The sequence below is a fragment of the uncultured Polaribacter sp. genome, from assembly GCF_947503875.1.
GTDB lineage: Bacteria > Bacteroidota > Bacteroidia > Flavobacteriales > Flavobacteriaceae > Polaribacter.
Genome location: NZ_CANNFH010000005.1, coordinates 289,470 through 316,235, shown reverse-complemented (window position 1 = coordinate 316,235; position 26,766 = coordinate 289,470). Strand labels below are relative to the sequence as shown.

The window sequence follows — 26,766 nt, the reverse complement described above, 5'->3', positions numbered from 1 at the left end:
TTTTTACAACTTTAATTCAGTAACAATCATTACATTTCATGCTAAACGTACATAATTTAACAGTTTCATTTATGGGAACTGATTTATTTTCAGGAATAACCTTTAAACTAAATAAAGGAGATAGAATTGGTTTGATTGGTAAAAATGGAGCCGGAAAATCTACCCTTTTAAAAGTACTTTCTAAAGATATAGAAACCAGTGGTGGTACTATGGCTTTTGATAAAGATATTAGAATGGGCTTTTTAAGACAAGACATAGATTTTGTAGAAGGAAGGACCATTTTAGAAGAAGCTTACCAAGCTTTTGAAGAAATAAAAGCAATAGAATTAGAGTTAGATGCTATTAATAATCAACTTACCACCAGAACAGATTACGAAAGCGATTCTTACACAGAATTAATACAAGAATTAACAGACAAACAAGAACGTTACGAACTTTTAGGAGGATACAATTACCAAGGAGATACCGAAAAAATACTGCAAGGTTTAGGTTTTCAAAGAGAAGATTTTGATAAACTTACCGATACTTTTTCTGGTGGATGGAGAATGCGAATTGAATTGGCAAAATTGTTATTACAAAATAATGATATTCTACTTTTAGATGAGCCAACAAACCACTTAGATATTGAATCTATTATTTGGTTAGAAAACTTTTTAAAGTCTTACGCTGGCGCGATAGTTTTAGTTTCTCACGATAAAATGTTTTTAGATAATGTAACCAATAGAACCATAGAAATTTCTTTAGGGCAAATTTACGATTACAAAAAACCTTACTCGCAATTCTTATTATTAAGAGGAGAAATCAAAGAAAAGCAGTTACAAGCGCAAAAAAATCAAGAGAAAGAAATTCGTCAGAAAAAATTATTGATTGATAAATTTAAAGCCAAAGCAAGTAAAGCTTCTATGGCACAATCTTTAATGAAACAACTAGATAAAGTTGAATTGATTGAAGTAGACCAAGATGATAATCAGGCAATGAATGTGCGTTTTAACATTTCTAAAGAACCTGGTAAAATTATTGTTGAAGCCGAAGATTTATCTAAAAGTTATGGAGAAAAACACGTTTTAGATGGTGTTGATTTATTAATTGAAAGAAATAGCAAAATTGCATTTGTTGGTCAAAACGGACAAGGAAAATCTACCTTGGCAAAAATGATGGTTGGTGAAATTCCTTTTGAAGGTCATTTAAAATTGGGGCATAATGTAGAAGTTGGTTATTTTGCTCAAAATCAATCTGAACATTTACCACCAGAAAAAACCGTCTTAGAAATTATGGAAGACGCTGCAACAGACACTAATAGAATGCGTGTTAGAGACATGTTGGGCTCTTTCTTATTTGGTGGAGATGCTGTAGACAAGAAAGCAAAAGTACTTTCTGGAGGAGAAAGAAACAGGTTAGCATTGTGTAAATTATTATTACAACCATTCAATGTTTTAATAATGGATGAGCCAACAAACCACTTAGACATTGCCTCTAAAACTGTTTTAAAAGAAGCGTTAAATAATTTTAACGGAACCTTAATTGTAGTTTCTCACGATAGGGAATTTTTACAAGGCTTAACTACAACTGTCTACGGCTTTAAAGACAAAGAAATTAAAGAATATTTAGGCGATATTGATTATTTCTTAGAGCAACACAAAATGGAAAGCTTACGTGAAGCTGAAAAGAAAACGGTTGTAAAAGTTACTAAAGATTCTTCTAAAAAAGGAGCGCAACAATTGTCTAGAGATCAAGAAAAACAATTGAAAAAGCTAAACAATAAGCTGTCTAACATAGAAACAGAAATTGCAGATTTAGAAAAAGAAATTGAAAAGCAAGATTTAGAATTGGCTAACAATTATGCAGAAGTTTCTGCAAGACCAAATTTCTTTGAAAAATACAAAGCTAAAAAAGCCAAAGTAGATACTTTAATGGAAGATTGGGAAAAAGTTGAAGCAGAAATCGCTAACTTTTCTTAAAACAAAAAAGAAGTGTCTAAAAAGTACAATTAGACCTGTCATTTCCACTTTTGGGAGAAATCCCATAAAGCAAAGCAAGCGTTTAAGTAAGGTTCACAGTTCATACTCTTATGAGACTTCTCTTAAAATCGAAGTGACAAGTTTGTGGGCTTACTGTTGTGTTACAATTTTTAGCGCTTTTTTGTTTTTTGGATCTTTTGAGAGAAATCTAAACTCTTAAATTTTATAGAATTATATTCTAACTCAGTTTTAGCATTTTAAACTACTTACAATAAAATGTGTTTTATTGCAAGTAGTTCTAAAAAATGATAAACTTTGGTACTTTTTAGAGTGCCTCTTTTTATACTTACTTTTTTATAGCGCAAGTACTTTTACCTAAAACTGCATAAATAGGGCAAAAACTTACAAAACTTGTCGCTAAAAATACGCCTCCTGCAATTACCAATACTAAACCTAACGTTCCAGAAATAACCCCTGTAAAATATAATACTGCTAATACAATGGCAAGAATTACTCTAATAATTCTATCTGGATTTCCTACGTTTTTTTTCATGATTCTTTATTTTTAAAATGATTGTTAAATTTTAGAGAGATTGCAAAACAACAATCTAACTGATACAAAAGTATTTTAAAAAAAAGAGCTGTGCAGTGACTAAAGTCACTAATCGTGTAAATAGATTACTTTGTTTTTTTGAGATAAAAAGCCTTCGTTTTCTAGTTTTTTAATAACTCTACTTACTACTTCTCTAGAAGTACCTAGCTCTTTCGCTATTTCTAAATGGGTTAGTTTTAGTTGTTTTGTATTGGTAAATTTTGCTTTATTGGTAAGATAATCTATTAATCTTTTGTCCATTTTATTAATAAAAACGTCTTCTAAAGTTCCTAATAAATCAGAATATCTTAAGTCATATTCTGCATAAAACAAATTATTAAATTCTGGATATTCTTTTAAAAGTTGCGGAATTTTCTGAAAAGGAATCAGCAAAATTTTAGAGTCTTCTTCTGTAACCGCAAAAATTTTACTGGTACTATTTTTTAAACCTGCAGTAAAAGACATTACACAACTTTGGTTGGGTTGTATGTAATACAACAGCAATTCTTTTTCTTCAAACTTTGCAAAAACTTTTACTAGGCCACTTATAACAATGGGTAAAACATTTACATATTGCTCAAACCGTAAAATCTTTGTGCCTTTATCAAAATTAGCTAAAGTGCTATTTTCTAACAAGACATTTACCAAAGCAGGTTTTAAGAAAGAGAGTTGTTTTTTTATGTCTTCCATAAAATGTTTAAAATAAACTTACTTTTTAAGAAGTTTTGCCAGTTTATACCCTTTTACATGCACATAATAAACACCTGTAGTTAAATCACTAACATCTATTTTATTACTTTCTTTAAATAAATCAATAGATTTTACAAGTTTACCAGTAATGGTGTAAATCTGTATTTGTGCTTTACTATTCGTGCTATTTTTTAAAACAACCTGCACCTCTTTATCACTAGGATTTGGGTAAATATTCAAAACACTTACAGCGCTATCTGCAACAAAATCATTTATAGAAAGTGTTTTAGGTAACACATTATCTACGATATAATTATAACGATTTGGCAAGTGTGTGTTTACCCAATCTTTTACATCTGTAGTTAATCTTTCTGGATATCTTACCATAGTGTACACAAACAGCATTGTTTCTGCAAAATCTTCTTTAAAAACATTTTCTGATGCATAGTTGGTAATAAAATTACCATCTGTTGTTTGTGCATTCATCCAACCACTTTTATTTAAATGAAGTAAATCTAAAGAAGCGTGTACAGACTCATGAAAAACAGTTTCTTCTAAATCGTTATTTTCTATTCTTACATCCATATTATCAGAATACAAAACAAAAAAGTTGGCTTCACTTTCTGCAAATGCGCCTGCATCACCTTTATGCACAACTACATGATTTACATTATTTCTCATAAAATCTGGTAATTTACCAAGTCTAGGCGCCAATTTATCTGCATATTCTTTGGCCGCAGAAGTGTTACCAAAAGAACTATGGCACCAAATTTCAATAGCTGTATTATCAGAAAAATTTGCTTTAAAAATAAAAGTATTGTTATCAAATAAATTATCGTTTCTACTATCTGGCATTTCTTTAGTTTCTCGCCCTAAAAACTGCACATTTACCAAAGCATCTATATCTGTTGCTTTTATAAAATCTATATTTGTAGAAACTATAGAATTTCTAAAAAGAGGGTTTACTTTTGGTGGAGTTTGTGCACTTACTTTAATAGAAAAGATAAAAAGAAATAGTATAAAAAAATTTCTCATAATAATGAAAGGTATAAGGGTTTTTACAAACTTAAGCATTTCTAGAGATAAAAAAATATGCTTTTACTGTTAAATAGTTTATAAAACCCCACAAAAACAGCTTGTTAGTTTATTTCTTAAAGTTATCTTCAAAATAAACTAACCAAACTCCGTCTTTAAAAACCTCTCCATATTCCCTAAAAGAATCGTCTTCTAAAAGTTGAAAAACAAATCGTTTTTCAGGATTGGGAGAAACTATAAATTTATCATCTTTTAAAATAGCAGTATATTTTGCTGAACCATTATTGTAATAAGGATTGTACAAATAGCTTTGTTTTTCATCATCATAATAAATTACAGTATGCAATTTTAATGTTTCCGAATTTAAATCTATCGTAATAATATTTTGATCTACCTTGTAACTTATAACTTGAGATGCAGGAACTTGCTTGTTTATTTTACCATTTTTATAACTTGTAGATGTACCCACCCAATTGCCAATCATAAAATTTAGTTTTGCCATTTGTTGGTTTCCGTTAGTTTGTGCATTTGCAAAATAACTTGCTAGAAATAAAAGCATTGCAAATAAAGTGTTACTTGGTTTATATATTAATTTCATTGCTGTTTTTTTTATTCGAAAGTTAAAGATACTTAAAATGAAATTAGCCTTACTTTACAACTACTTTCTGTATTTTTGCACATATACCATATGATGTTACAAACAATAGAAAACAACTTTTTTAGTCAAGATTTTGTTGCCGAAAATCAACAAATAGAATTACCAATTTTAAAAGAAAAACAAATAGAACTCTTTATTAAAAGAGAAGATTTAATACATCCTTTTGTTTCTGGAAATAAATTTAGAAAATTAAAATACAATTTAGCTGAGGCTAAAAAATTGAAAAAAAAATCGATACTTACTTTTGGTGGCGCTTTTTCTAACCATATTGTGGCTACAGCTGTTGCAGGTAAAATGGAAGGTTTTGCCACTGTAGGAATTATTAGAGGAGATGAATTAGGCAAAAACCTAAAAGAAACACTAGCTAATAATGCTACTTTAAATGAAGCCCATAAAAACGGAATGAAATTTCAGTTTGTAGATAGAACCATTTACAGACAAAAAAATTCTTTTGGCTTTATAGAAAAATTAAAAAATAGATATGGCGATTTTTATTTAATACCAGAAGGTGGCACAAATTGCTTAGCTGTAGATGGTTGCCAAGAAATTTTAACAAAACAAGATACAGATTTCGATTATATTTGTAGCTCAATTGGCACTGGAGGCACAATTGCAGGTTTAATAAATGCCTCTAAAAAAAACCAAAAAATAATTGGATTTCCTGCCTTAAAAGGTGGATTTTTAAAAGATGAAATTTCTAAGTTCACAACAAAAAGAAATTGGAAATTACATGTAAACTATCATTTTGGTGGTTATGCAAAACACAATAATGAATTGATTGATTTTATTAATGATTTTAAAAACAAAACTGGTATTTTATTAGACCCAGTTTATACTGGAAAAATGCTTTTTGGAATTTTAGATTTAGTGGCTAAAGATAACTTTAAAGCAGGTAGTAAATTATTAGCAATACATACAGGTGGCATACAAGGAATAACAGGTTTTAATAAAACTTTAAAAGAAAAACAAGAACAAATAATTAATGTATAATGAGGTTAAAAAGTGTATTTTATATTGTATTTCTATTATTCTTAGCGAGTTGTGGTTCTAAAAAAAAGGCAATAAAAACAAAAAACACCGGTGGTGAAATTGTAAAACACAAACCTTTAAATTCACCTGATATAAAAGCTATAGTGCTAACGGAAAAGTTAGCAAAAAACAATAGCAACCTTAACTTAGAAACCTTAGCTTATATAAGAAAATATGCAGCTATAGCAGTACAAGAAATGCAAGACTATAAAATACCTGCAAGTATAACTTTGGCACAAGGAATTTTAGAATCTGGAAAAGGAAAAAGCGAACTGGCTTTAAAATCTAACAACCATTTTGGTATAAAATGCCATAGTGGTTGGCAAGGCAAACGTGTTTATCATGATGACGATGAAAAGGGTGAATGTTTTAGAAAGTATAAACACCCAGAGACTTCTTACAAAGACCACTCTTTGTTTTTATCTCAAAGGAGACGTTATGCGTTTTTATTTAACTACCAAATTACCGATTACAAAAAATGGGCTTATGGCTTAAAAAAAGCAGGTTATGCTACAGATAAAAAATACCCTGTAAAGCTTATAAAAATTATAGAAGACTACCAACTGTATCAATTTGATACTGCTAATAACGAAACTTTTAAACACGATCTAGAAAATAGAAATACTATTACAAAACCTGCTGTAATTGTAAAAAACAATTATCATACTGTACAAAAAGGGGAAACTCTATATGCCATTTCTAGAAAATATAATATTTCTATAAACTTACTTAAACAGATTAATAATTTAAAAAACAACGATATTGCTATTGGTCAAAAGCTATTAATTAAAAACGAATAAACACTTTACTCAATAGCAAATTTTACATAAATAGAAGTTTTAATTACTATTTTTTCAAACTGAATTATAGATTGTCCTCTATTAATTTTAGAAATACCAGCACTGTAATTATTAACTTGCAAAGTATTAGCAGTTGCAAAATTCTGGTTATTTTTATTATTTATTTCATTAACTATCAGAGATTTCCCAACTTTTTCATCTATTGCATTTAATAAGTATATCGCTTTATTTTTTGCCGCTTTTATAGCATTAATTCTATTTTCTTCTCTTAACTCTGTTATTTTAGAGTGTGTTGCTTTTGCAATATTTACTTTCGTAATTTTTAGATCGTCTAAACAATCAAAAAACATTTTTAATTTTACTGCACTGTTTACTTTTAAACTATATTTAGCTTTAGACAACTGCTCTTTTGTAAACCAACCCGTTTTAGCAATAACAGCATTTACATCAGCAATAAATAAATTGTTTTCTGGTATTCCTAGATTTTTTAATTCTTGTTTTAGTTGATTCTCTAAATATTCTAAATTTACTTTTTGCCCTTTTTCCATGCGTTCATTTAAAAAAATGTCCAAATAAATTTCATCTGGTATGATTTCTTTTTCTGAAGTACCTACTACTTCAATAAAAGGTTTTACAATACTGTTGCTTTGTGCAAATGAAAAAATGGAGATAAATAAAAAGAGTAAAAGTGCTTTGGATTTCATGGTTTTTATATTTTGATACTATAAAACTAGAAATAACCTTTTGCAAAAAATAACTACAATGAGCGAAAACTACTTTTTATTGAGTAAACCAAATAAAACAATTAGTTAAAGCGAAAAAATAGCCGTTTAAAGCGCATTTGCATAAAGTTTTAGTTTTTTTACATGCTTTTTTGTGTGTATGTTTACAGTAAATAAAAGTAAAAAGTCACTTGAAAAAATACCTTTTTTTAGCGTTGCTGTTTTTACAAACTATATTCTATGCCCAAATAGAAAATAGTTCTGCTACAGAAAATTCTTTTTCTGTAAAAGTTGTTGTGGTATCTAAAGAAACAAATATTGCCATTAAAAACGCAGATGTTTCTATTAATGGTAAACAATTTCCGTTTTCTCAGATTTACGACTATTACAAAGTTACTGCCAAAAAAAATGACGAATTAGTAATAACACATCCTGATTTTGAGCCTGTTTATTATACAATTTTGTCTAATGAAGAGATTAAGATTTTAGTAGAAAACTTTCCAGATAATAACAGTTCTTATGGAAGTTTTGGAACAAAAAAACCAAAAGATTTTTACTTACAATATTTAGATTCTGCTAAATATTACAAAGCTAAAAACATAGATAAAAGTTTAAATTTTGTAGAAAAAGCACTTAAAAACGGCAAAACAAAAGAGAGAAATGCAGCGTCTTACAAAACTTTAGCTGCTATTTATTTGCATTGGAAACAATATGATTTAGCCATTTACAACTATAAATTAAGCAATCAGATTTCTGAAAACACAGATACACAAATAGCACTTGCTAAGGCTCAATTCTTATTAAAAGACTATGTAAATAGCGAAAAAACATATGCACAACTAGAAAGCAAAAAACTTAAAAATTACCCTAAAACGTTTGTTTTAGAGGGATTAGGAGATGTTTATTTTGAACAAAAAAAATACAAAGAAGCCAAAAACAAATACAACAAAGCTTTAAAAATTGCTCAAGAAAATAAAATTACCTCTAAAATAACAGATATCAATTCTAAATTGGCTACTGTTTTTTCTGCGGAAGGAAATATTTCTAAAGCAAAAAATAGGTTTACTACTTCTTTAGATTTAGCCGAAAAAGAAAGTGAAAAACGTGTTTTAGAAGAAGAAGAAAAAGTGGCAGATTTTTTAAATGCTGCAAAAAAATACGATGAAGAAATAGCGCTTAGAAAAAAAAGCTTGTTAAAAACAGCAAAAATCAAAAAAGATACTGCTCGTATTTTAGATGAAAATAAAATTACCTCACAAAAAATAAATTATAAAATAGGAAACGCCTATCTTTTAAAAGAACAATATAAGGAGGCGATTCCGTTTTTAGAAAAAAGTAGAGCCGCTGCAGAAAAAAGCAAAGATATTGTTGTAGAAAAAGATGCTACAAGAAAAATTTCGGAAGTTTTTGCCAGTTTAGGAGAATATGACAAAGCACTTAAAAATTACGAAAAATATGTAACCCTAGTAGATTCTTTATACATAAGAAAAGAGCAAGAAATACAACAGGCAAAACGTTTTTCTAAAAAAATTGCAGAAAATCAAAATAGAATTGCAAGTTTAGAAAAAGATAAAAAGTTGGCGGAAAGTAAAATAAATTTGGCCTATAAAGACCAAGAATTAACTAGAGAAAACAACCAAAAACAACGAATTATTATTTATGCATTAATAGGTGTTTTTTTATTAATGACTTTATTAGCCTATTTTATGCATAAAAATAACAAACAGCAAAAATTAGCCAATAATTTACTCGCTTTAAAATCTATGCGTTCGCAAATGAATCCTCATTTTATATTTAATGCGCTAAACTCTGTAAATAGTTTTATTGCTGTAAATGATGAGCGAAATGCAAACCGTTATTTAAGCGAGTTTTCGGTATTAATGCGTGCTGTTTTAGAAAATTCTGATGAAGATTTTATATCGTTAAGTAAAGAAGTTGCTTTGTTAGAATTATATGTAAAATTAGAACACAACCGTTTTAAAGACAAGTTTAATTATAAAATACATGTTGATAAAAGTATAAATTTAGAAACATTTACAATTCCGCCAATGTTGCTGCAACCTTATATAGAAAACGCCATTTGGCACGGATTAAGGTACAGAAAAACCATAGGAAACTTAGCAATTTCTGTAAATGTAAAAGACAAAGAAACACTCTCTATTTTAATTATTGATGATGGTATTGGAAGAGCAAATTCACAGGCTTTAAAAACCGATAATCAGCTAAAACAAAAATCTAAAGGAATGAGTACCATAAAAAACAGAATTGCTATTTTAAATGCCATGTATAAAGATAGAATTTCTGTAAAAGTGTCTGATGTTTTAGAAAATGGAGAAGGTACAAAAGTGGAATTATTATTAAAAAAAGAATAGTTTGTTATTTTATAAATAAGCATTTACAATTGGCTAGTAAATATGCTAAAAACAGTTATTAGTACAAAAGCTGGCAACTGCGCTTAGCCCTGATTGGAATGACATCCTTTTTATGCGCAATTAAATAAGTTATTGGCTACAATTTATAAATACACTTTTAAAAATAGAAAGTTGTAAAAATAAAGGAAGCATAAAAAGATATAATGTAAAGCAGGAACCTGCCTGCCGGCAGGCAGGATAGCTTCAAAAAAAAAAAAACAAAAAACTATGAAACTAAAAGCAATATTAGTAGAAGACGAACAAATTAGCAGAGAAATTCTTCGTAATTATTTAGGTAAATATTGCCCAAATGTAGACTTGTTAGGGGAAGCTAGCAATATAGTGGATGCCGAAAAATTAATACAAAAACACGCTTTAGATTTGGTGTTTTTAGATGTAGAAATGCCTTTTGGTAATGCTTTTGATTTGCTAGAAAAAGTAGAAAATAGAACTTTTGAAACCGTTTTTGTAACTGCTTACGACCATTATGCAATAGAGGCTTTAAACAACCACGCGAGCTATTATTTGTTAAAACCCATCTCTATAGACGAGCTTATAAAAGCTGTAAATATTGTTACAGAAATTAAAGAAAAAGAGCAGGAATTAGAACATAAAATTTTAAAACCCAGCACAAATTCTGCTACAGGTAAAATTACAATTCCACAACAAGATGGTTTTGAGGTTTTAGATATTAACGATATTGTTTTTTGTAAAGCAGATGATAATTATACAGAAATTCATTTAGCAAATTCTAAAAAATTGGTGAGTAAAACGCTAAAATATTTTGAACATTCGTTAAAAGAATATACGTTTGCCAGAATACATAAATCTTATTTGGTAAATGTAAATGCCATTACCAAATACAAAAAAGGCAAAGGTGGCAGTGTAGTGGTTTCTAACGGAAAAGAAATTTTAGTTTCTGCCTCGCAAAAAAGTAATTTATTGTCTTATTTTAAGTGAGATAGTATGGATATTCCTATTCCTATTCCCATCCTATCCTTCCCAAAGGGAAGGGAAAACTGTATGGGAATTGTGTTTAAACTGACTGGAAAATATAAGATATGCCATTAAGTGGTTAAATAAACACCAAAAACCAAATAACCAAAAACCAAAATATGCCAATAATAAAACCAGTTAAAGGGAAACATCCACAAATACCTGCAGATTGTTTTGTTGCAGAAAATGCTACTATTTTAGGTGAAGTATCATTAGGAAAAGAATGCTCAATTTGGTACAATGCTGTAATTAGAGGCGATGTACATTTTATAAAAATTGGCAATAAAGTTAATATTCAAGATGGTGCTGTAATTCATGCAACGTATCAAAAAGCGCCAACCACAATTGGCAATAATGTTTCTATTGGGCACAATGCCATTGTGCATGGTTGCACAATTCACGATAATGTTTTGGTAGGAATGGGCAGCATTATTATGGACGATTGTATTATAGAATCTAACTCAATTATTGCAGCTGGTGCAGTAGTTACCAAAAATACGCATGTAAAAAGTGGCAGCATTTATGCTGGTGTACCTGCCAAAAAAGTGAAAGACATTTCTAACGAACTTATTTCTGGCGAAATTGATAGAATTGCCAATAATTACGTAAAATATTCGAGTTGGTTTAAAGAGTAGAAGTTTTATGTTTTTATGGGCGTTCCTAAAAAGGCCGCGCTTTCCATTATATCTTTTTATACAGTCTCTATGTTAGAATTTGTTTTACTTAAAGCTGTTTTTTTATGAATTTTAACCAATTACTTATTAAGCAAAGCATAAAAAGGATGCCATTGCCATCGCTAACGCAAATTCGTTAACAAAAAAAGCCCCGTTTTATTTAAAAAACAGGACTTTAAATCAAATAAATCAACTCTTATTTTTCTTTTTTAGCACCTCTTCTCTGTGCTTTTTTACCCTTGCTATTTTTTTGCATTTTTTTCTTAACCATCATTTTTCTTTTTTTCTGCATCTTTTCAAATTTTGCAAACTGCTCCTTATCTAAAATGTCTTTCATTTGCGCTTTCATAGCAATTGCGTTATCTAATCTTTTAGTTTGTATTGCATAGATTTCATCTGCAGAAGGTTTTTTCTTTTCTTGCCTTGCTTGTTTTCTATTTTCCATAAAAGCTTTTCTAGCTTCTATCTTAGAAACAATCATTGGCTTTAATTGGTTTTGTTGCTTATTAGATAAGTCTAAAGCCAAGGTCATTTTTTTAAGCGCAATATCTGTTTGTTGTGCAACTGTAAACTGTGGTCTCTCTCTTTTTTGTTTGTTCCCTTTTCTTTGTGCATTTGTACTTAAAGTAAATGCAAAAATGAATACTAAAATGCTTGCTAAATTTTTCATGTTTTATGGTTTTAATAATTTATATTTTTTAATTACTACACTCTTAAGACTGAGGTAAACAAAAAAGGTTTAAAATAAAATGTTGTAAATTTTATTTTAAACCCGCATTTAATAAAAAAAAACTCAGATTCTTAATAGAACCTTAGCTACTTTTTAAATAGAAGTGCTTATAAAAACAACTTGCACTATTTTTATTGTCTTTTTTGCTTTTGTTTTTCTTTCATTTTTAAAAATTGAGCATACTGTTCTTCTGTTAAAATACTTTGCATACTTTTCTGCATATCTTGCTCCTTTTCTAAACGATTTTCTCTAAGTAATTTTCGTTCTTGTTTAGAAAGTTTTACTCCAGAAGTTTGCATTTGCTTTCTTTTTTGCATCATTTTCCTTCTATCTTTTAACTGAGTTAAAAGTAATGGCTTTATTTTTTCTTGTTGGTCTTTAGACAACTCTAATTGTGTAGTCATTCTTTTTAAAGTTCTTTCTACCTGTTGTTTTAAAGAAACCTTTTTTCTTTGGTTTTGAGAGTTTACACCTAAGTTTACAAATACAACCAAAAGAAATACGCTAATTATTTTTTTCATTATTTTTAAAATTAATATTTATAAATCTTTGACTTTAAAAAAGTGAAAAGGTTTAAATTTGTGTTTTGGTAAAATCTTCTAAATAATGCACATGAAAAATATATTATTTCTTTTATTATTTGCACCGATTCTTGTTATTGCTCAAAATCAAGAACAAGACTCTATAAAAGTAGATTTAAGCAACCCACACGCAACCATTTACACGCACTTATTTTTCCTGCAGTCAGATTCTTACGAACCTAAAAAAGCAGCGAAAACCATTTATGGTATTTCAGAAAAAAAAGCAATTGACAAAGCCATAAAAATTAAGCAAATTTTAGATGGTAAAGGTTTGTTTGTAGATGTTAATAGAGTACCTACAAACCCACAATACAAAGATTCTACAGGGTATTCTGCATATTCTAGATATGTTTTATTTCCACAGCGTATGCCACAAGTTTATGTAGAAAGAATAAACGGAAAATGGTATTATTCGGCAGAAACTGTTGCCAAAACAGAAAGTATGTACAGAGAGGTTTTTCCTTGGTATGTGCAAAAACTACAAAAAATTATACCCGTTTCTGGTCATAAAAAGTTTTTAGGTGTGGAACTTTGGCAATTTATAGCACTTTTAATTTTACTAATACTAACCTACCTTTTATTTTTAATTGCTAAAAAAATAGCGTTTTCAATTTTATTAAAAATACAACATCAAATAACAAAAAACACCAATTTAGAAGTAAATAAGGTCATTAAAAAATTAGCACATCCTATTAGTCTATTAGTTACTGTCGCTTTTTTAGATAAATTTTTTCCTTCTTTACAATTCAATTTAGAAATTAACAAGTTTGTTTTTTTAGCCTTAAATATTGCAAAAACTATTTTTTGGATTTATGTTTTCTTAAAATTAGTACAAGTAGTAATGCGCATTTATGCAGAATTTACAGAAAGAACACATGGTAGATTAGATGACCAATTGGTACCAATTTTACATAGTTTTTTAACAGGAATTGTAATTGTTGTGGGTATTTTCAGAGTTTTATTACTATTTGGTGTAAATGCAACAACTATGTTAGCAGGAGCAACTATTGGTGGTTTGGCTGTGGCGTTAGCTTCACAAGACACGGTAAAAAACCTTATTGGTACTATAATGATTTTTATAGACAAACCTTTTCATATAGAAGATTGGATTGAAGCTGGAGAAGTTGTTGGTACAGTAGAAAAAGTTGGTTTTAGATCTACTAGTGTTAGAGCTGCAGATACATCTGTGTATAAAATTCCAAATAGTAAATTGTCTGAAATTGTTATTAATAACAAAGGTTTGCGTTTGTTTAGACGTTACAGCACCAATTTAGGTTTGCGTTATGATACGCCACCAGAATTAATTGAGGCTTTTGTAAAAGGCGTCAGAGAAATTATTATTGCACATCCAGAAACACGATCTGATTCTTATAATGTAGAGTTTACAGGTTTTGGAGATTCTGCATTATTAGTAATGGTAAATGTATATTTTAAAAGTTTGGCTTGGGGCGCAGAGCAATCTTCTAAACACAGATTACACATTGCAATTGTAAAATTAGCTGCTGCATTGGGTGTAGATTTTGCGTTTCCATCTACAACAGTTACTATTGAGCAATTTCCCGACAAACAAAATCTGAGTCCAAAATACAATACCGAAAAAACCAGAATTGATAACGCCATTACCAAAGTATTAGGGGAATTTACTCAAGAAATTAAAGAAGGTAAAAACGAAGAAAATAGATTGGAATAATTTTACTAAGTCTTGAGTCTAGTTTCTTGATTCTTGACTCCTAAGTCTAGAATCTTAAATCTGAAGTCTAACTCTTAATTCTAAAACTTTTTCGCTTCATTAAAAATTTCTCTAACGGCAATTTGATATGATTTTGCGTTAGAAGCTTTTTTAATTTTTTTATATGTTTTCTTCGGATTTTGAAAACTTTGTGAAAAGTACTCCCAAAAGCCTAACATTTTCATTTTAATAGGTGTTGGTCCAGAAAGTGCAGCATCATATTCTCTGTAAATTCTCTCATGAAATTCTTCAAAAATAGCAAATCTGTTGTTAGGATACGTTGTGGTTTGCTTTTTTATCATACTTGGTAAAAAAGGATCTGCAATTAAACCTCTACCAATCATCCAATGGTTTATGGTTGGAAAACGTTCTTCTAGCTTTTTAAATGCTGCAACAGAAGTAATATCTCCATTATAATATAAAAGGTGTTTTGTATGGTCTATACATTTTTGAAACGAATCTAAATCTGTACCACCTTTGTACAATTGCTTGCCAATTCTTGCATGAATTGCAATATTTTTTAACGGATATTTATCTAAAACAGGAAAGGTTTCTAAAATTTCTGATGCGTTTTCATAACCCATTCTCATTTTCATAGAAACCAACACATCAGACTCGTTATGCACTCTTTTAAGAATTACATTTATTTTTTCTGCATCACTAATTAAACCAGAACCCATACCTCTTTTTGTAACCATTGGATAAGGGCAACCTAAATTCCAGTTGAGTTCTTTATACCCTAATTCTCTTATATATTTAGCCACAAACAGAAATTCTTCTGCATCATTGGTTATAATTTGTGGTATCACTTCTAAGGTTTTATTATTTTCTAACAATACATCTCTTTGATAGGAGTTTTTAATCACCATTTTACCATTTAAACGAATGTAAGGCGAATAAAAAGTGTCTATTCCACCAAAAAAATGATGAAACGCATTTCTAAATTTAAAGTCTGTAAAACCTTGTAATGGAGATGATAAAAGTGTGTGATTCATTGCTTAAATTAGAGCTGCAAAGATAGGTTAGTTTTTAAAATATTTAAAACTGAAAATTGTAATGATTTAGCAACTATCAGAAAAATAAATCCATTTGATTTATTTATAAAACCAAGTTGATTTAAATTACAAAACCACGTCAAAAGACGTGGTTTTATTATCGATATAAATGATATAGAATTACTTAGGATCTAACATCATATCTATTCTATCTACTACATCTTGCAAGTGATAACGTGTTAAGGTATTCCCTCTTCTAGATGCTGCTTTTACATCTTTTTGTAAACGTTTTAACTCTCCTCTTGCTACAGATTTCACATCAGATTGGTTGATAGTAATACCACTTCTTTTTAAATAACCACTATTAAAACCTCTTTGGTCTCTTGCTTCATTTAATAAAAAATCTAATCTATCTAAATGTGCTCTTTGCAGGTTTCTTCTATAGGTATCTATAGAACGTCCTTTGTAAATTTCACTCCAAACACCTTTACGTAAATCACTCATCATGTTTACCAAAGTATAGGCGTTAGAAGAACCATTTAAAGTTTCATTTTCAATCATTCTAGCCATTCTACCTGCATCTAAAATGTTATTTAACGTTCTTGCTTGTAAACCTCTAACTCTTTCTACAGAACCAGAAAATTCTGTTTTGCTAAAAATATTTTCATCTAACATCCAAGTTGGCGTTTTAAATAATTCATTAATAACAAACTGTAAGGCTTCTTTTTGTTTTGCTTTCGCTACATGTGTATATACTGCACCTTCTTGATCTGAAGTTTTATAGTATTCATAAACACCACCAATATTTGCAGAAACATGGCCCATATATCTATTAAATTGCCCTAATAACTGACCGTACATTGTAGACAATTCATCGTAATTTTCTCCTTTTTCAGAAGTCCATTGTTCTAAATTTGGCAAAATTCTTTTTAAATTTTTAATTCCATACATAGAGGCTTTCATTGCATCATCTCCTAAATCTTCTGTTTGAGAACTAGGATCTACAACTCCACCAGCTTGTTGATGACCAAATCTGTACATTGGATCTCCTGCGTGTTTTAAAATCCAAGAATCTAAAATTGGCTTTTCTTCTTCTGCTGTTTTATCTAAAATTGGTTTATAACCCCAAGCAATTGCATATTTGTCATAAATACCAACATTTGGCATTAAAGAAACGCCTTTGTCTTCTGGTTGTGCTATGTAGTTAAAACGAGCATAATCCATTATGGAAGGTGCTGTACCATATTTTTTGGTGAAGGATGCAGAACGTAAAGAATCTACAGGATAGGCTACAGAACTACCCATGTTGTGTGGCAATCCTAAAGTATGACCTAACTCGTGAGAAGAAACAAAACGAATTAAACGCCCCATAGTTTCTGTCTTAAAATTATTACCTCTAGCATCTGGATTAATAGCAGCAGTTTGTATAAAAAACCAATTGTGTAATAGTGTCATTACATTATGGTACCAATTGATATCTGATTCTAAAATTTCTCCAGATCTTGGATCACTTACGTGAGGTCCGTTTGCATTTGGTATTGGAGAAGCTAAATATCTAATAACAGAATAACGCACATCTTCTGGGCTATATTCTGGATCTTCTTCTTTTGTTGGTGCTCTTTTACCAATAATTGCATTTTTAAAACCTGCTGCTTCAAAGGCAACTTGCCAATCGTTTACACCTTGTATTATGTAAGGCACCCACTCTTCTGGAGTTGCTCTATCTACATAATACACAATTTGTTTTTTAGGTTCTACTAATTCGCCTCTTTTAAACTTTTCAATATCTTCATCTTTAACTTCTAAACGATATCTATCTAAATAAGTAACTGTTTTACTTTTTTGATCTGGCAGACCATAATCTGTTTGTCCTCTTGCAAACCAACCTACTCTTTCATCAAAATACCTACGTTTCATTGGTACTTTTGGTAATAAAACCATAGAGTTACTCATTTCTAATGTAATAGAACCTACAGCACTATTGGATGGTGCTCTGTTTGCAAAATACGTTTTTACATGTCTTACCTCTATATTTCTTGGGTAACTGCTTACTCTATCTATATAAGAACGAGATTTATCCATTCTTGAAGCCTGATAACGACTTCTATAAAAGCTAGGAAAACCTAAAGGCTTAACATCTGTAGAAAATAGAGAAGTTGCATCTATAACAGTTGCAGTAGAATCTTTATTAATGGCTTTTATTGGAAACGAAAATAAAATAGGCTCTAGATTAGAGTTTACCACAGCTTCGTGCACTGGCAAAAGTGTATCTGCAACTACATCATGAGAAACCACTCTTAATAGAATGTTTTTATTTTTTCTTTCCCAACGTAAAACTTGTGTATTGGTTTTACCACCACCAAAACCAATATTACTAGCAGTTTTAGCTATTCTAGTTACCATTAACATTTCTCTTTTTAGTAATGTATCTGGTATTTCAAATAAATACGTTTCGTCTTTTTTGTGCACTTTAAACAAACCTTCGTCTGTTTTATGCTCTTTTGTAACCACTTTACTATAAGGCTGCATAGCACCTTTTTTAGGTTTTGACTTGGGTTTTACAGCTGATTTTGGCGCTTCTTTTTTCTTTTTCTTCCAGAATTGTGCTGTTGTTTCTGTTGAAAAACCAAAAACAAAAGCTACCAAAAGTAGTTTAATTAGTATCTTTTTAGTCATGATAAATTTGTTTGAATTATAGTTTTCGAAGTTAAGGAAACCATTATCTACGGAATCTTAAATATTTGTTAAACAGAATACAGTTTTATTAAAGATAATTTAACGATTTTAAAGACATTCAAACAAAAATTTATTTTGCGCTTTACTACTTAAGATTGGTTTTACTTGTTTAAAATTTATCTAATACACTCATTACTTATATTTTCAAAATAAATAATTTTACTTTATAAATGCATCTATTTATTTAAAGCGATAGTGTTATTTATTTCATATTCTTTATCAGTTAAGGATTTTATAAATTGTATAATAGCCTTAATTTCTGTGTCATCTAAATTAAGTGAATCTACTGGTAAAGTTTGATAAGGCACCTCTAAACCCATACCTGCACCACCACCATTGTTATAGAATTCTAAAACCTTTTCTAAAGTTTTGTAAGCACCATTGTGCATGTAGGGTGCTGTTAACTCTGCGTTTCTAACTGTTGATGTTTTAAAAAAACGTTTTCTTTCATCTACTTTAAAAGGAAAATAAAGTCCTAAATCTTCATCTAGTATTGGCTCACTAAAATCATCATTTTTTGTTACACCTAAATTTTCAAATTCTGTTTCGTTAAATTTTGGAGGAACTGTACCATAAAAAGAAGGTGGAAAATGGCAAGTGGCGCATGCTGCTTTTCCCATAAAAAGATTAAAACCCTTTTGTTCTTCTAAAGTAAGTGTGTTTTCTTTATTTTGCAAATTCCTATCAAACTTACTATTAAAAGGAGTTAAACTACGAACGTAAGTGGCAATTGCATTTCTAACATTAAAATTGGTAATTTGCCCATTATAAAGTGCATTAAATTGATCTAAATACTTTTTTTCTTTATTTATTTTTTCTACAATAGTATTTAAATCGGTGTGAAACTCATTTTCATTATTAGTAACACTTACAATTTGATTTTCTAAACCACCTGACCTACCATCGTAAAAAAAAGATTTTTGATATACGGTATAGGCTAAAGTTGGTGTATTTCTACTTAATATTTTACCATTTTCACCTATAGCTAAAGTTTTACCATCTGTAAAAGCTTTCTCTTTTTTATGGCAACTTGCACAACTAATAGTATTATTTTTAGACAAAGAGGTATCATTAAACAATTGCTTTCCTAAAGCAACTCTTTCTGGTGTAATTTCTAGAGCATTTGGTGGCCCAAATTGTGTTATATTAAAAAAATCTTTAGAAAAAAGATTTGTTGCTTTCGGGTTTAAAGGTCTTGATGAATTTAAGTTAATTTTAAACTCTAAGGCTGTTTTATTAATTAATGTTAATTGCTTATTCGTATGATTTTTAATAAAAGAATATCTATCAAAATCATTAAAATTACTCCCTTTTAAAGTTGCTATTGTTTTATTAATTTCAATTTTCCATTCGTTATAAACATTCTTATCTAAAAAACCAGTTGCATAAATGTCTATAATAGAAGCAATAGTTTCATAATTATAAATTGCTTCTTGAAGAGAGTTGGCAAGCATTGGAGAATCGAAACCGGTAATTCCTTTGGTAGCTATATTTACTATTGCATCTCTAATCATCTGTAAATGGTGGGTATCTGTTTGCCTAATTAAAATATGGTTTTTTCTAATAAATGGTAGTCTTACGCTTAAATAATTGTAAACTTTAAACAAATCTTTATTATTAATTGCATCATCACCAAAAAGATACTCTTCTAATACTTGGTAACTTTTGGGTTTTAATTTTTTAATTTCTGTGTAATCTTCTATTTCTACTTTTAATAAATTGGGGGCATTTATAGAAAGGTAATTTTCATAATCATAAGCTATAAGTAAAGGCTCTGCTTTCTTATACCATTTTCTAGTTTCCAAAAACAAATTTTGATTCTCTTCTAAGTTTTTTAAAGTATCTATTTTTTGCATGTAAAAGGTTGCGCTATCTAACACTTTAAAATAATACTCTTTTATTGGCTTTGTAAATAAAGAAGGTCTAGTAGCCGATAATTGCGTATATTTCTGATGAGCTTCTTTTGTATTACAAGAAAAAAAACAGGTAAAAACAGATATAATTACAAAAAGATTTTTAAATATTTTCATTGCAAAAAAAATTATGTGTTAAAAGAGACTGTCTAAAAAGTAATTTTAACTTGTCATTTCTACTTTATGGAGAAATCTAAACTATTAAAATTTAATAAAATAGATTTTTCGACTCCATTGCATTTCGCTCAAAATAACAAAATCTAAGACTTTTTAGACAGTCTTATGTATATTTAAGTTTTTTATTTATCTAGGTAAGCCTGTAACTTTAAATAAGAAAGAACCTTCTTTTCTAGCAGATCCTTCATCTATGGCATTTTCATCAAAGAAATATTTACCATCTGCTCTTTGTGCGTTGTTAGGGTTTACATCTGGCCTCCAACCATGTACTTGTGCTCCACCAATAAAAGTCGGTTCTGTGGCTCCAACAATATCTGTAACATCTATAAGCCCAGTAATTTCCCACATACTATTTGTGTTTCCAATATCTAAACCACTAGCTACAGTTTGGTTACACTCCATTACTTCTGTAAGTGTTTTGGTATTAATATTATATTGCCAAAGTTTAGCAAAACCATTTATATTACTATTTAAAGCTGCATAGCCATTAGGATCTTCTTGAATATATGCATAGTTTGCAGTAACTAAAATATTATCTGGAGAGTGCATACCGTCTCCAATACCACCATCCTTATCACCATCTACCACTAACGTTATTTTAGCATCTGCTATTGGATCTTCTGGATTTAATTCTAATTTATAAACTCTACCAAAAGTAGTACCTCTATTTGCCAAATCTGGATTGTTTGCTCTGTATCTACCAGTTGCGTTAAAAAATACATTTCTATTTGCAGCAGCAGAACCTTTTTGCCAATCTATATCTTCTATTCTTTGAAAACCTATTGCAAGAGAATCTATTGCTTCTTGGTTTAACTCGTTTAAAGTTCTTTCTTTAACCTTTACCCATTCTACATCATACGTAATATCTTCAGACATACCCATTTCAAAAAGTAAACCTCCTTGTCCTGGAGCACTTTCTACAGCATTTTTACCTCTTAATACATATAGATCTCCAAACTCTAAATCTCCTCTGTTACCCACGTACATTGCAAAGTGCGCTTCTGGGTAAGCGTTATTACTATCATCATCTCCCATAAAAACAACTGTTTTATTTGGGTAAGCATCTTTACCAATAACTACTGCGTTTTCTGTAGACCATTCTCCTAAAGCTGGCAATCTATCAACAGAAACACGATTTTCTTTTAACCTAAAAGGATTTACTTTGTAGACACCTTTTGCATTACCTCCCCATTCTCCTCCAGAAAGATATAAGGGTCCAAAACCATGTTCTTCTATAGTTACAGAAGAACCAGAACACATTGCTGTAAATGCTGTTGCTGTAGAGTTTACAATATAATCTCCCTCTAAAGGTTGTAATTTTTCATTTAAACGAATTCTAGCTATAGAGTAATCTGCTTCTAAATTGTTGATAAATGCAAAAGTTCCATCTCCATAAGGATACAGAGCTGCACCATCCATAAAAGCGCCATAAACAAAAGTAGAGTCTGAAGGTAAAATATCTTGAGACGTCATAATCATGTCTAATTTTGCTGTCGAACTAAATTCCCCTTTTAATTCAAATACAGAATTTGGAACTAAAGATTTTTCTAAAGGAATCATTTTTGAAACGGTTAGATCTTTACCATCAATACCATTTAGACCATCAAGGCCATTTATGCCATCTTTGCCATCAAGACCATTTAGACCATCTTGCGTACAACTAAAGAATAAAAGTTGCCCGGTGACAATAACTACAGATAAAAAAGTAATTTTAAATAAATTTTTCATTTTTTTTGTTTTATTGAGTGTTAATTAGATGTTACAAATCTATCTTCAACTTTCTTCTAAGACATTAAAATAATGAAACGTTTTTGTTACAGTTTTGTTTATTAGATGTTAAGATTGTTAGGAAAAGCTTACTAAACCTAATTAGTCCAAATAACGGAAGTAGGCACAAAAACTGCTTTAAGCTTATTAAAATAGGAGATTTACACCTAATTAGTTTTCCAAATAAGCAATTTGAATTTGTTGTATTTATTTACAAAAAATTAAAGTAGTTAACATTAATTTTCCATTGATTTTAAAACAATTCTAAGTTCTGAATATGTAAAATCTGGGTCTACCTTTTCTTTAAGCTCTGTAAGAGTTTTAAAGTCTACGTTTTCTATTTCTGCTACTATTTTTTGATACTTTTTAATAGGTACTAATTCTAAAATATCTACATCGCCAGACTCTAAATAACTTGCCAAATGGTTGGTTATAGTGCCAGTGGTTAGTTTGCGTTCTTTTGCAATTTCTAAAATTGCCATGCCAGACTTAAAAAGTTCTAAGGTAATTTGTTTGGTAGATTTTTTACCTTCTTTGTTTTGCTCATTAAAACTGTTAATTCCGTTTTCTTCGCAATATGTATTGATGAGTGCTAAAATTTCTTCCCCGTATTTAGCAACTCTAGTTTTACCCATACCTTTAATATTGATTAATTCTTGGGTTGTTCTTGGTAAAGTATCACACATTGCATATAAAGATTCTTGTGTAAAAATTTGAAAAGCAGCAATATTTTCTGCTTCGCGAATTTCATCTCTCAACTCGCGTAATTTAAGTGCTAAAATAGGATCACGTTTAGAAAGTGTTTTTTTCTTTTTGGGTGCTGATTTTTGTAAAACTGCATTTGCTCTAACCGCCAAATAATTTTTGGTATTAAAACCAGCTTCCATTTTTTGTAAAGCAAATAATTTTTCTTCTAATTTTTCTTGAAGTGCATCAAATTGAGCCGAAAAGTCTTTTTTTACAGCTTTATTGTCAGATGAAAATTGCAGTGCCTCTATAGGTTTTTCTATATTTGTTTTGGTTGTATTTAAAAAATAGGCCACTGCTTTGCCAAATCTTTCCTTAATTTTAGTACTATTTTCTGGTACAACTCCATTTTCTGAGAGTTTTAACAACTCATTTTTAAAGCCATTGGCTACTTTCATAAGTGCTACTACTCCATCATCTTTTATGGTTTGTAAATGATCTATTACATCTCCTTTAATACTTGTTTTATTCTTGTAAAAAATATCTATCAACCTTGTAATGGGATACAAAAAAGGCTGATAATCTAACAATTCTGCAATTAAATTAAGCTGAAACTGTGTTTCTGAGGCATTTAATATGTTTTCATCTGGATGATTTTCTTCTACAGATTCATTAAATACACTTACAGTTCTATCATTTATAATTGCATTGCTTGTAATTTTAGTTTTTAAGATCAAACCTTCTAGAGAAGTACATCTGCTTAAAGCAACATACGTTTGCCCATGTGCAAATGAGGCTTCTGCATCTATAATTGCTTTTTCGAAGGTTAAACCCTGACTTTTATGAATAGTAATTGCCCAAGCCAAACGCAACGGAATTTGAGTAAAAGCGCCAATTAACTCCTCTTTTATAGCTTTTGTTTCTTCGTTTATAGAATAATTAATATTAGACCAAGTTTCTCTTTCTGTTACAATTTCATCTGCATCATTTGGGCATTTAACCGTTACAGTTTCTTTAGAAATCTTTGTAATAATACCTATCTTTCCATTAAAATATCTTTTTTCTTGAGAAGAGTCGTTTTTAATAAACATTACTTGAGCGCCTAATTTAAGCTCTAAATTCTCATCATTAGGAAAAGCGTTTTCATTAAACTTACCAGAAATTTCTGCTTTAAAAAAAACACTTTTATCTGTTAGTTTATTCAGTTCTGAGTTATTGATTAAATTGGCTCTATTATTATGCGTAGTTAACGTTATAAAACCTTCTTCCTTGTCTGGAGAAAAAGACGGATTGTAATTTCTATTTAAAATTTCTGCAGATTCGTTTGATAAAGTATCTGTTCTAACTTCATTTAAAATTTTAATAAAATCTTCGTTTTTTTGCCTGTAAATATGTTTCAATTCTATAGAAACTACATTGGCTTCTTGGTACGCTTTAGAACTAAAAAAATATACAGTTTCATAGTGATTTTGCAGTAAACTCCATTCGTTTGGTTTTACAACAGGTGCTAATTGTTGTAAATCTCCAATCATTAAAATTTGTGCACCACCAAAAACTTTATTTCTGTTTTTATAACGGCGCATTACTTGGTCTATACCGTCTAATAAATCTGCACGAACCATAGAAATTTCATCTATTATTACTAAATCTAAAGATTTTATAATATCAATCTTTGTTTTAGAAAACCTACGTTGTTGGTTATTTGGTGGCTGATTTGGTAAAATAGGCCCAAAAGGCATTTGAAAAAATGAGTGAATAGTTACGCCTTTTGCATTAATTGCAGCAACACCTGTTGGTGCTACAATTACCATTCTTTTTAAAGACTCGTTTTTAATTTTATGTAAAAAAGTAGTTTTTCCTGTGCCTGCTTTACCTGTAATAAACAAGTTTCTATCGGTTTTTTCAATAAAATTTAAAGCAAGTTCTAATTCAGGATTTTTTGACATTTTAGCTTTTTATGGCAAGGTAAAAAATTAAAAATTATTTTGACTAAGTAGTTTTAGTAAAACGCTCTTTTATCGAATGGAGAATTTGAGAAATTGTAAAAAAATATTTTTTTATTTGTTATATGGGTTGTTGTACCCTTTTTATTTTCGATTTGCAATAAATTCATCGGCAATTATATATGGTTGACCTAAATTAAAATTGTTTGGACTAATATCTTCATTTCCAAAAATCAGAAGTTTAGCATTTGGTCTATTCGAATAACCTTTATCATATCCATCTGTTTCCTTTTTTACTTTAAAATCTATTCCGTGTTTTTTACAAACTTTTTCAATCGATTCTTTTAAAGGTTTTGGTATTGACAAATTCCGCTTTCCGTTTTGTTTATAATATTCATTCAGGTCCCAAAAATTCTTGTGAAGCGGAATCCAATTTCCAGCAACTTTTTCATATTCAAAAAATAAATCGCCCATAAATTCGCTTGGATTTTCTGGATACTTTATTAGTTCACATTCCAATTCTGCCTTATTATAAGTCCAAAGTAGTGGATGGTCAATTAAAATTTTCAGCTTAATGTAGGGAAGATACAAGTCAGCGTAAATTCCGTTAAAATCTATTGTTTCATGAGCAATTAATCTCCAATGCTCAATATTATGCATTTTTCCAAAATCGTCTTGCTCTTCAACCACAAAATTGAATTCCATTTTTTTATATTGACTAGTTTGACCTTTTAATTCAGTCAAATGTAAATGCCCATTTTGATAGAATTCGGTCGTATTTGTTCTTTCTATTAATTTTTCAATCATTGGTTTTTTAAAATGTGTGGTAGCCTATTTACATAAGCTTTACTGCGTTAATTTAGTAGTAAAGCTAGTAAAAATTACTGAATAAAAAGTGTGCAAACACTTTTCCAAAATAAGCCATTAATAGCAATAAAGTTTATACGCTATTACCAAACATATTTATTTTTTCGCTTTCTGTTTTTTATTGTCACTATCGAATGTCCACTTGCTTGATACCAATTATAATAACCTCTTGGAAGTCGTTTGAACAGTTCAGAGAATTTTTGTTCTAAATTAATGTGTTTATAAACAATTGTAATTAGATTCTGTGCTTTAATGCGTAATTCAATTTTCTCTTTATTATTCTCTTTTAAAGGGTAGATCTCTACAAATCCATATTCTCGTTCAATTTGAGTTGATTCAATTTTAAATGAAACTTCTCCGCCGTCAAGAAATCCGTATTTATTACATTCTTGATCTTTACTGCACTTTTTTATAGTTTCAATTTCATTTTTTTTGAGTTCGTTCATTAAATTTTTTACAACTTTTTTGTCTATCTGGTTTTTATCAACTATTTCTTCATCTTCAATATTCCAAATATCTCTCCAAGTTCGGATTAACCATCCTGTTTTCCATTTTCCTTGTGTGATTACTGTAATTACATTTCCAACATACTTTCCGTTTTCGTATTCGATTAATTCAACTTTTTGAGGTTGACTAATAACTGAAATTTCATAAGTTCTTTTTTTATTCTCTTGAGCAAATAATAAAGAGATGTTTATGAATAAAAAGAATAATATGTAAAGCACTTTTTTCATTTAGTTCTTATTTCATACGAATTTAAGGTCAGTTTATCTTATTAAAAAATCAAAATGAGTGAAATTGTCGTTTCTATTAGGTAAAGTGCTGTTATAGGCGTAGTAAAGTAATTGTCTATGTTTTCTGGCGTTGATTTAGTGTAAAGTTAGTAAAAATTCTCTACACTTGAAGTGCAAAAAAACTTCCCAAAGTTGCCAATAATAGTAATAAATTATACACATTGTTGGTTATTTGGTGGCTGATTTGGTAAAATAGGCCCAAAAGGCATTTGAAAAAACGAATGAATAGTTACACCTTTTGCATTAATTGCAGCAACACCTGTTGGTGCTACAATTACCATT

At 29.6% G+C, this 26,766-nt stretch carries 22 protein-coding genes; 7 read left to right on the top strand and 15 right to left on the bottom strand.

Features of this window, described 5'->3' with window-relative positions; translation table 11 throughout:
• Positions 1-38 precede the first annotated feature (38 nt).
• Complete coding sequence (locus Q0684_RS10315) at positions 39-1,958, top strand: ATP-binding cassette domain-containing protein (protein WP_299016255.1); 1,920 nt, start codon at positions 39-41, stop codon at positions 1,956-1,958.
• 346 nt (positions 1,959-2,304) lie between these two features.
• Here the strand turns inward: Q0684_RS10315 and Q0684_RS10310 are convergent, their stop codons facing one another.
• The 4 genes from Q0684_RS10310 to Q0684_RS10295 all read right to left on the bottom strand — a co-directional run bounded on the left by Q0684_RS10310 (position 2,305) and on the right by Q0684_RS10295 (position 4,873).
• Positions 2,305-2,511 (bottom strand): DUF2892 domain-containing protein, encoded by a 207-nt coding sequence (locus Q0684_RS10310; RefSeq protein WP_299016246.1) that lies wholly within the window; start codon positions 2,509-2,511, stop codon positions 2,305-2,307.
• Positions 2,512-2,619: 108 nt separating this feature from the next.
• Positions 2,620-3,240, bottom strand: coding sequence for a Crp/Fnr family transcriptional regulator (locus Q0684_RS10305; RefSeq protein ID WP_299016243.1), 621 nt, complete (start codon positions 3,238-3,240; stop codon positions 2,620-2,622).
• A gap of 18 nt (positions 3,241-3,258) precedes the next feature.
• A complete protein-coding gene (locus tag Q0684_RS10300; protein WP_299016240.1) occupies positions 3,259-4,275 on the bottom strand; it encodes a T9SS type A sorting domain-containing protein in 1,017 nt (338 codons plus the stop codon).
• Between the two features lie 109 nt (positions 4,276-4,384).
• Entirely contained in the window at positions 4,385-4,873 is a 489-nt protein-coding gene (locus tag Q0684_RS10295; protein WP_299016235.1) for a hypothetical protein, read from the bottom strand.
• Positions 4,874-4,966: 93 nt separating this feature from the next.
• Here Q0684_RS10295 and Q0684_RS10290 point away from each other — a divergent pair, with 93 nt between their 5' ends.
• Positions 4,967-5,923 (top strand): pyridoxal-phosphate dependent enzyme, encoded by a 957-nt coding sequence (locus Q0684_RS10290; protein WP_299016427.1) that lies wholly within the window; start codon positions 4,967-4,969, stop codon positions 5,921-5,923.
• On the top strand, positions 5,923-6,762 hold the full coding sequence (locus Q0684_RS10285) for a glucosaminidase domain-containing protein (RefSeq protein WP_299016232.1): 840 nt from the start codon (positions 5,923-5,925) through the stop codon (positions 6,760-6,762). The genes Q0684_RS10290 and Q0684_RS10285 overlap by 1 nt, the downstream gene beginning before the upstream one ends.
• A gap of 5 nt (positions 6,763-6,767) precedes the next feature.
• Here Q0684_RS10285 and Q0684_RS10280 read toward each other — a convergent pair whose 3' ends face one another.
• The gene (locus Q0684_RS10280) at positions 6,768-7,466 is read right to left on the bottom strand and encodes an SIMPL domain-containing protein (protein ID WP_299016230.1); all 699 of its coding nucleotides are present in this window, start codon (positions 7,464-7,466) and stop codon (positions 6,768-6,770) included.
• A gap of 209 nt (positions 7,467-7,675) precedes the next feature.
• On the opposite strand from Q0684_RS10280, the gene Q0684_RS10275 reads away from it, so the two are divergent.
• The 3 genes from Q0684_RS10275 (at position 7,676) to Q0684_RS10265 (ending at position 11,526) form a co-directional block, all read left to right on the top strand.
• Positions 7,676-9,856, top strand: a complete 2,181-nt coding sequence (locus Q0684_RS10275; protein WP_299016227.1) for a histidine kinase — start codon at positions 7,676-7,678, stop codon at positions 9,854-9,856.
• 267 nt (positions 9,857-10,123) lie between these two features.
• The gene (locus Q0684_RS10270; protein WP_299016225.1) at positions 10,124-10,855 is read left to right on the top strand and encodes a LytTR family DNA-binding domain-containing protein; all 732 of its coding nucleotides are present in this window, start codon (positions 10,124-10,126) and stop codon (positions 10,853-10,855) included.
• A 155-nt stretch (positions 10,856-11,010) separates the two neighbouring features.
• Positions 11,011-11,526, top strand: a complete 516-nt coding sequence (locus tag Q0684_RS10265) for a gamma carbonic anhydrase family protein (protein WP_299016223.1) — start codon at positions 11,011-11,013, stop codon at positions 11,524-11,526.
• A 235-nt stretch (positions 11,527-11,761) separates the two neighbouring features.
• Here Q0684_RS10265 and Q0684_RS10260 read toward each other — a convergent pair whose 3' ends face one another.
• The gene (locus tag Q0684_RS10260; RefSeq protein ID WP_299016220.1) at positions 11,762-12,235 is read right to left on the bottom strand and encodes a hypothetical protein; all 474 of its coding nucleotides are present in this window, start codon (positions 12,233-12,235) and stop codon (positions 11,762-11,764) included.
• Between the two features lie 191 nt (positions 12,236-12,426).
• A complete protein-coding gene (locus tag Q0684_RS10255; protein WP_299016219.1) occupies positions 12,427-12,816 on the bottom strand; it encodes a hypothetical protein in 390 nt (129 codons plus the stop codon).
• Positions 12,817-12,907: 91 nt separating this feature from the next.
• On the opposite strand from Q0684_RS10255, the gene Q0684_RS10250 reads away from it, so the two are divergent.
• Complete coding sequence (locus Q0684_RS10250; protein ID WP_299016218.1) at positions 12,908-14,566, top strand: mechanosensitive ion channel family protein; 1,659 nt, start codon at positions 12,908-12,910, stop codon at positions 14,564-14,566.
• An 80-nt stretch (positions 14,567-14,646) separates the two neighbouring features.
• On the opposite strand, the gene Q0684_RS10245 is transcribed toward Q0684_RS10250, so the two are convergent.
• The 8 genes from Q0684_RS10245 to Q0684_RS10210 all read right to left on the bottom strand — a co-directional run bounded on the left by Q0684_RS10245 (position 14,647) and on the right by Q0684_RS10210 (position 26,765).
• On the bottom strand, positions 14,647-15,600 hold the full coding sequence (locus Q0684_RS10245) for a tRNA-dihydrouridine synthase family protein (RefSeq protein WP_299016217.1): 954 nt from the start codon (positions 15,598-15,600) through the stop codon (positions 14,647-14,649).
• 180 nt (positions 15,601-15,780) lie between these two features.
• On the bottom strand, positions 15,781-18,276 hold the full coding sequence (locus Q0684_RS10240) for a zinc-dependent metalloprotease (protein WP_299016215.1): 2,496 nt from the start codon (positions 18,274-18,276) through the stop codon (positions 15,781-15,783).
• A gap of 236 nt (positions 18,277-18,512) precedes the next feature.
• The gene (locus Q0684_RS10235) at positions 18,513-20,366 is read right to left on the bottom strand and encodes a cytochrome c peroxidase (RefSeq protein ID WP_299016213.1); all 1,854 of its coding nucleotides are present in this window, start codon (positions 20,364-20,366) and stop codon (positions 18,513-18,515) included.
• 186 nt (positions 20,367-20,552) lie between these two features.
• A complete protein-coding gene (locus tag Q0684_RS10230) occupies positions 20,553-22,154 on the bottom strand; it encodes a phosphatase (protein ID WP_299016212.1) in 1,602 nt (533 codons plus the stop codon).
• 275 nt (positions 22,155-22,429) lie between these two features.
• Complete coding sequence (locus Q0684_RS10225; protein ID WP_299016210.1) at positions 22,430-24,826, bottom strand: helix-turn-helix domain-containing protein; 2,397 nt, start codon at positions 24,824-24,826, stop codon at positions 22,430-22,432.
• 141 nt (positions 24,827-24,967) lie between these two features.
• Entirely contained in the window at positions 24,968-25,528 is a 561-nt protein-coding gene (locus tag Q0684_RS10220; RefSeq protein WP_299016208.1) for a hypothetical protein, read from the bottom strand.
• A 245-nt stretch (positions 25,529-25,773) separates the two neighbouring features.
• Positions 25,774-26,424: a hypothetical protein gene (locus tag Q0684_RS10215; protein WP_299016205.1), complete on the bottom strand. Its 651-nt coding sequence runs from the start codon at positions 26,422-26,424 to the stop codon at positions 25,774-25,776.
• Positions 26,425-26,636: 212 nt separating this feature from the next.
• The gene (locus tag Q0684_RS10210) at positions 26,637-26,765 is read right to left on the bottom strand and encodes a hypothetical protein (RefSeq protein WP_299016202.1); all 129 of its coding nucleotides are present in this window, start codon (positions 26,763-26,765) and stop codon (positions 26,637-26,639) included.
• Position 26,766 lies beyond the last annotated feature (1 nt).

Bases quoted from the DNA above. Each gene is read 5' to 3' on its own strand.
- Q0684_RS10310 (WP_299016246.1), bottom strand. From the start codon at position 2,511: ATGAAAAAAAACGTAGGAAATCCAGATAGAATTATTAGAGTAATTCTT.
- Q0684_RS10285 (WP_299016232.1), top strand. From the start codon at position 5,923: ATGAGGTTAAAAAGTGTATTTTATATTGTATTTCTATTATTCTTAGCG.
- Q0684_RS10295 (WP_299016235.1), bottom strand. From the start codon at position 4,873: ATGAAATTAATATATAAACCAAGTAACACTTTATTTGCAATGCTTTTA.
- Q0684_RS10265 (WP_299016223.1), top strand. From the start codon at position 11,011: ATGCCAATAATAAAACCAGTTAAAGGGAAACATCCACAAATACCTGCA.
- Q0684_RS10270 (WP_299016225.1), top strand. From the start codon at position 10,124: ATGAAACTAAAAGCAATATTAGTAGAAGACGAACAAATTAGCAGAGAA.
- Q0684_RS10225 (WP_299016210.1), bottom strand. From the start codon at position 24,826: ATGTCAAAAAATCCTGAATTAGAACTTGCTTTAAATTTTATTGAAAAA.
- Q0684_RS10260 (WP_299016220.1), bottom strand. From the start codon at position 12,235: ATGAAAAATTTAGCAAGCATTTTAGTATTCATTTTTGCATTTACTTTA.
- Q0684_RS10240 (WP_299016215.1), bottom strand. From the start codon at position 18,276: ATGACTAAAAAGATACTAATTAAACTACTTTTGGTAGCTTTTGTTTTT.
- Q0684_RS10245 (WP_299016217.1), bottom strand. From the start codon at position 15,600: ATGAATCACACACTTTTATCATCTCCATTACAAGGTTTTACAGACTTT.
- Q0684_RS10235 (WP_299016213.1), bottom strand. From the start codon at position 20,366: ATGAAAATATTTAAAAATCTTTTTGTAATTATATCTGTTTTTACCTGT.
- Q0684_RS10305 (WP_299016243.1), bottom strand. From the start codon at position 3,240: ATGGAAGACATAAAAAAACAACTCTCTTTCTTAAAACCTGCTTTGGTA.
- Q0684_RS10315 (WP_299016255.1), top strand. From the start codon at position 39: ATGCTAAACGTACATAATTTAACAGTTTCATTTATGGGAACTGATTTA.
- Q0684_RS10290 (WP_299016427.1), top strand. From the start codon at position 4,967: ATGTTACAAACAATAGAAAACAACTTTTTTAGTCAAGATTTTGTTGCC.
- Q0684_RS10300 (WP_299016240.1), bottom strand. From the start codon at position 4,275: ATGAGAAATTTTTTTATACTATTTCTTTTTATCTTTTCTATTAAAGTA.
- Q0684_RS10220 (WP_299016208.1), bottom strand. From the start codon at position 25,528: ATGGAATTCAATTTTGTGGTTGAAGAGCAAGACGATTTTGGAAAAATG.
- Q0684_RS10255 (WP_299016219.1), bottom strand. From the start codon at position 12,816: ATGAAAAAAATAATTAGCGTATTTCTTTTGGTTGTATTTGTAAACTTA.
- Q0684_RS10250 (WP_299016218.1), top strand. From the start codon at position 12,908: ATGAAAAATATATTATTTCTTTTATTATTTGCACCGATTCTTGTTATT.
- Q0684_RS10280 (WP_299016230.1), bottom strand. From the start codon at position 7,466: ATGAAATCCAAAGCACTTTTACTCTTTTTATTTATCTCCATTTTTTCA.
- Q0684_RS10230 (WP_299016212.1), bottom strand. From the start codon at position 22,154: ATGAAAAATTTATTTAAAATTACTTTTTTATCTGTAGTTATTGTCACC.
- Q0684_RS10210 (WP_299016202.1), bottom strand. From the start codon at position 26,765: ATGGTAATTGTAGCACCAACAGGTGTTGCTGCAATTAATGCAAAAGGT.
- Q0684_RS10215 (WP_299016205.1), bottom strand. From the start codon at position 26,424: ATGAAAAAAGTGCTTTACATATTATTCTTTTTATTCATAAACATCTCT.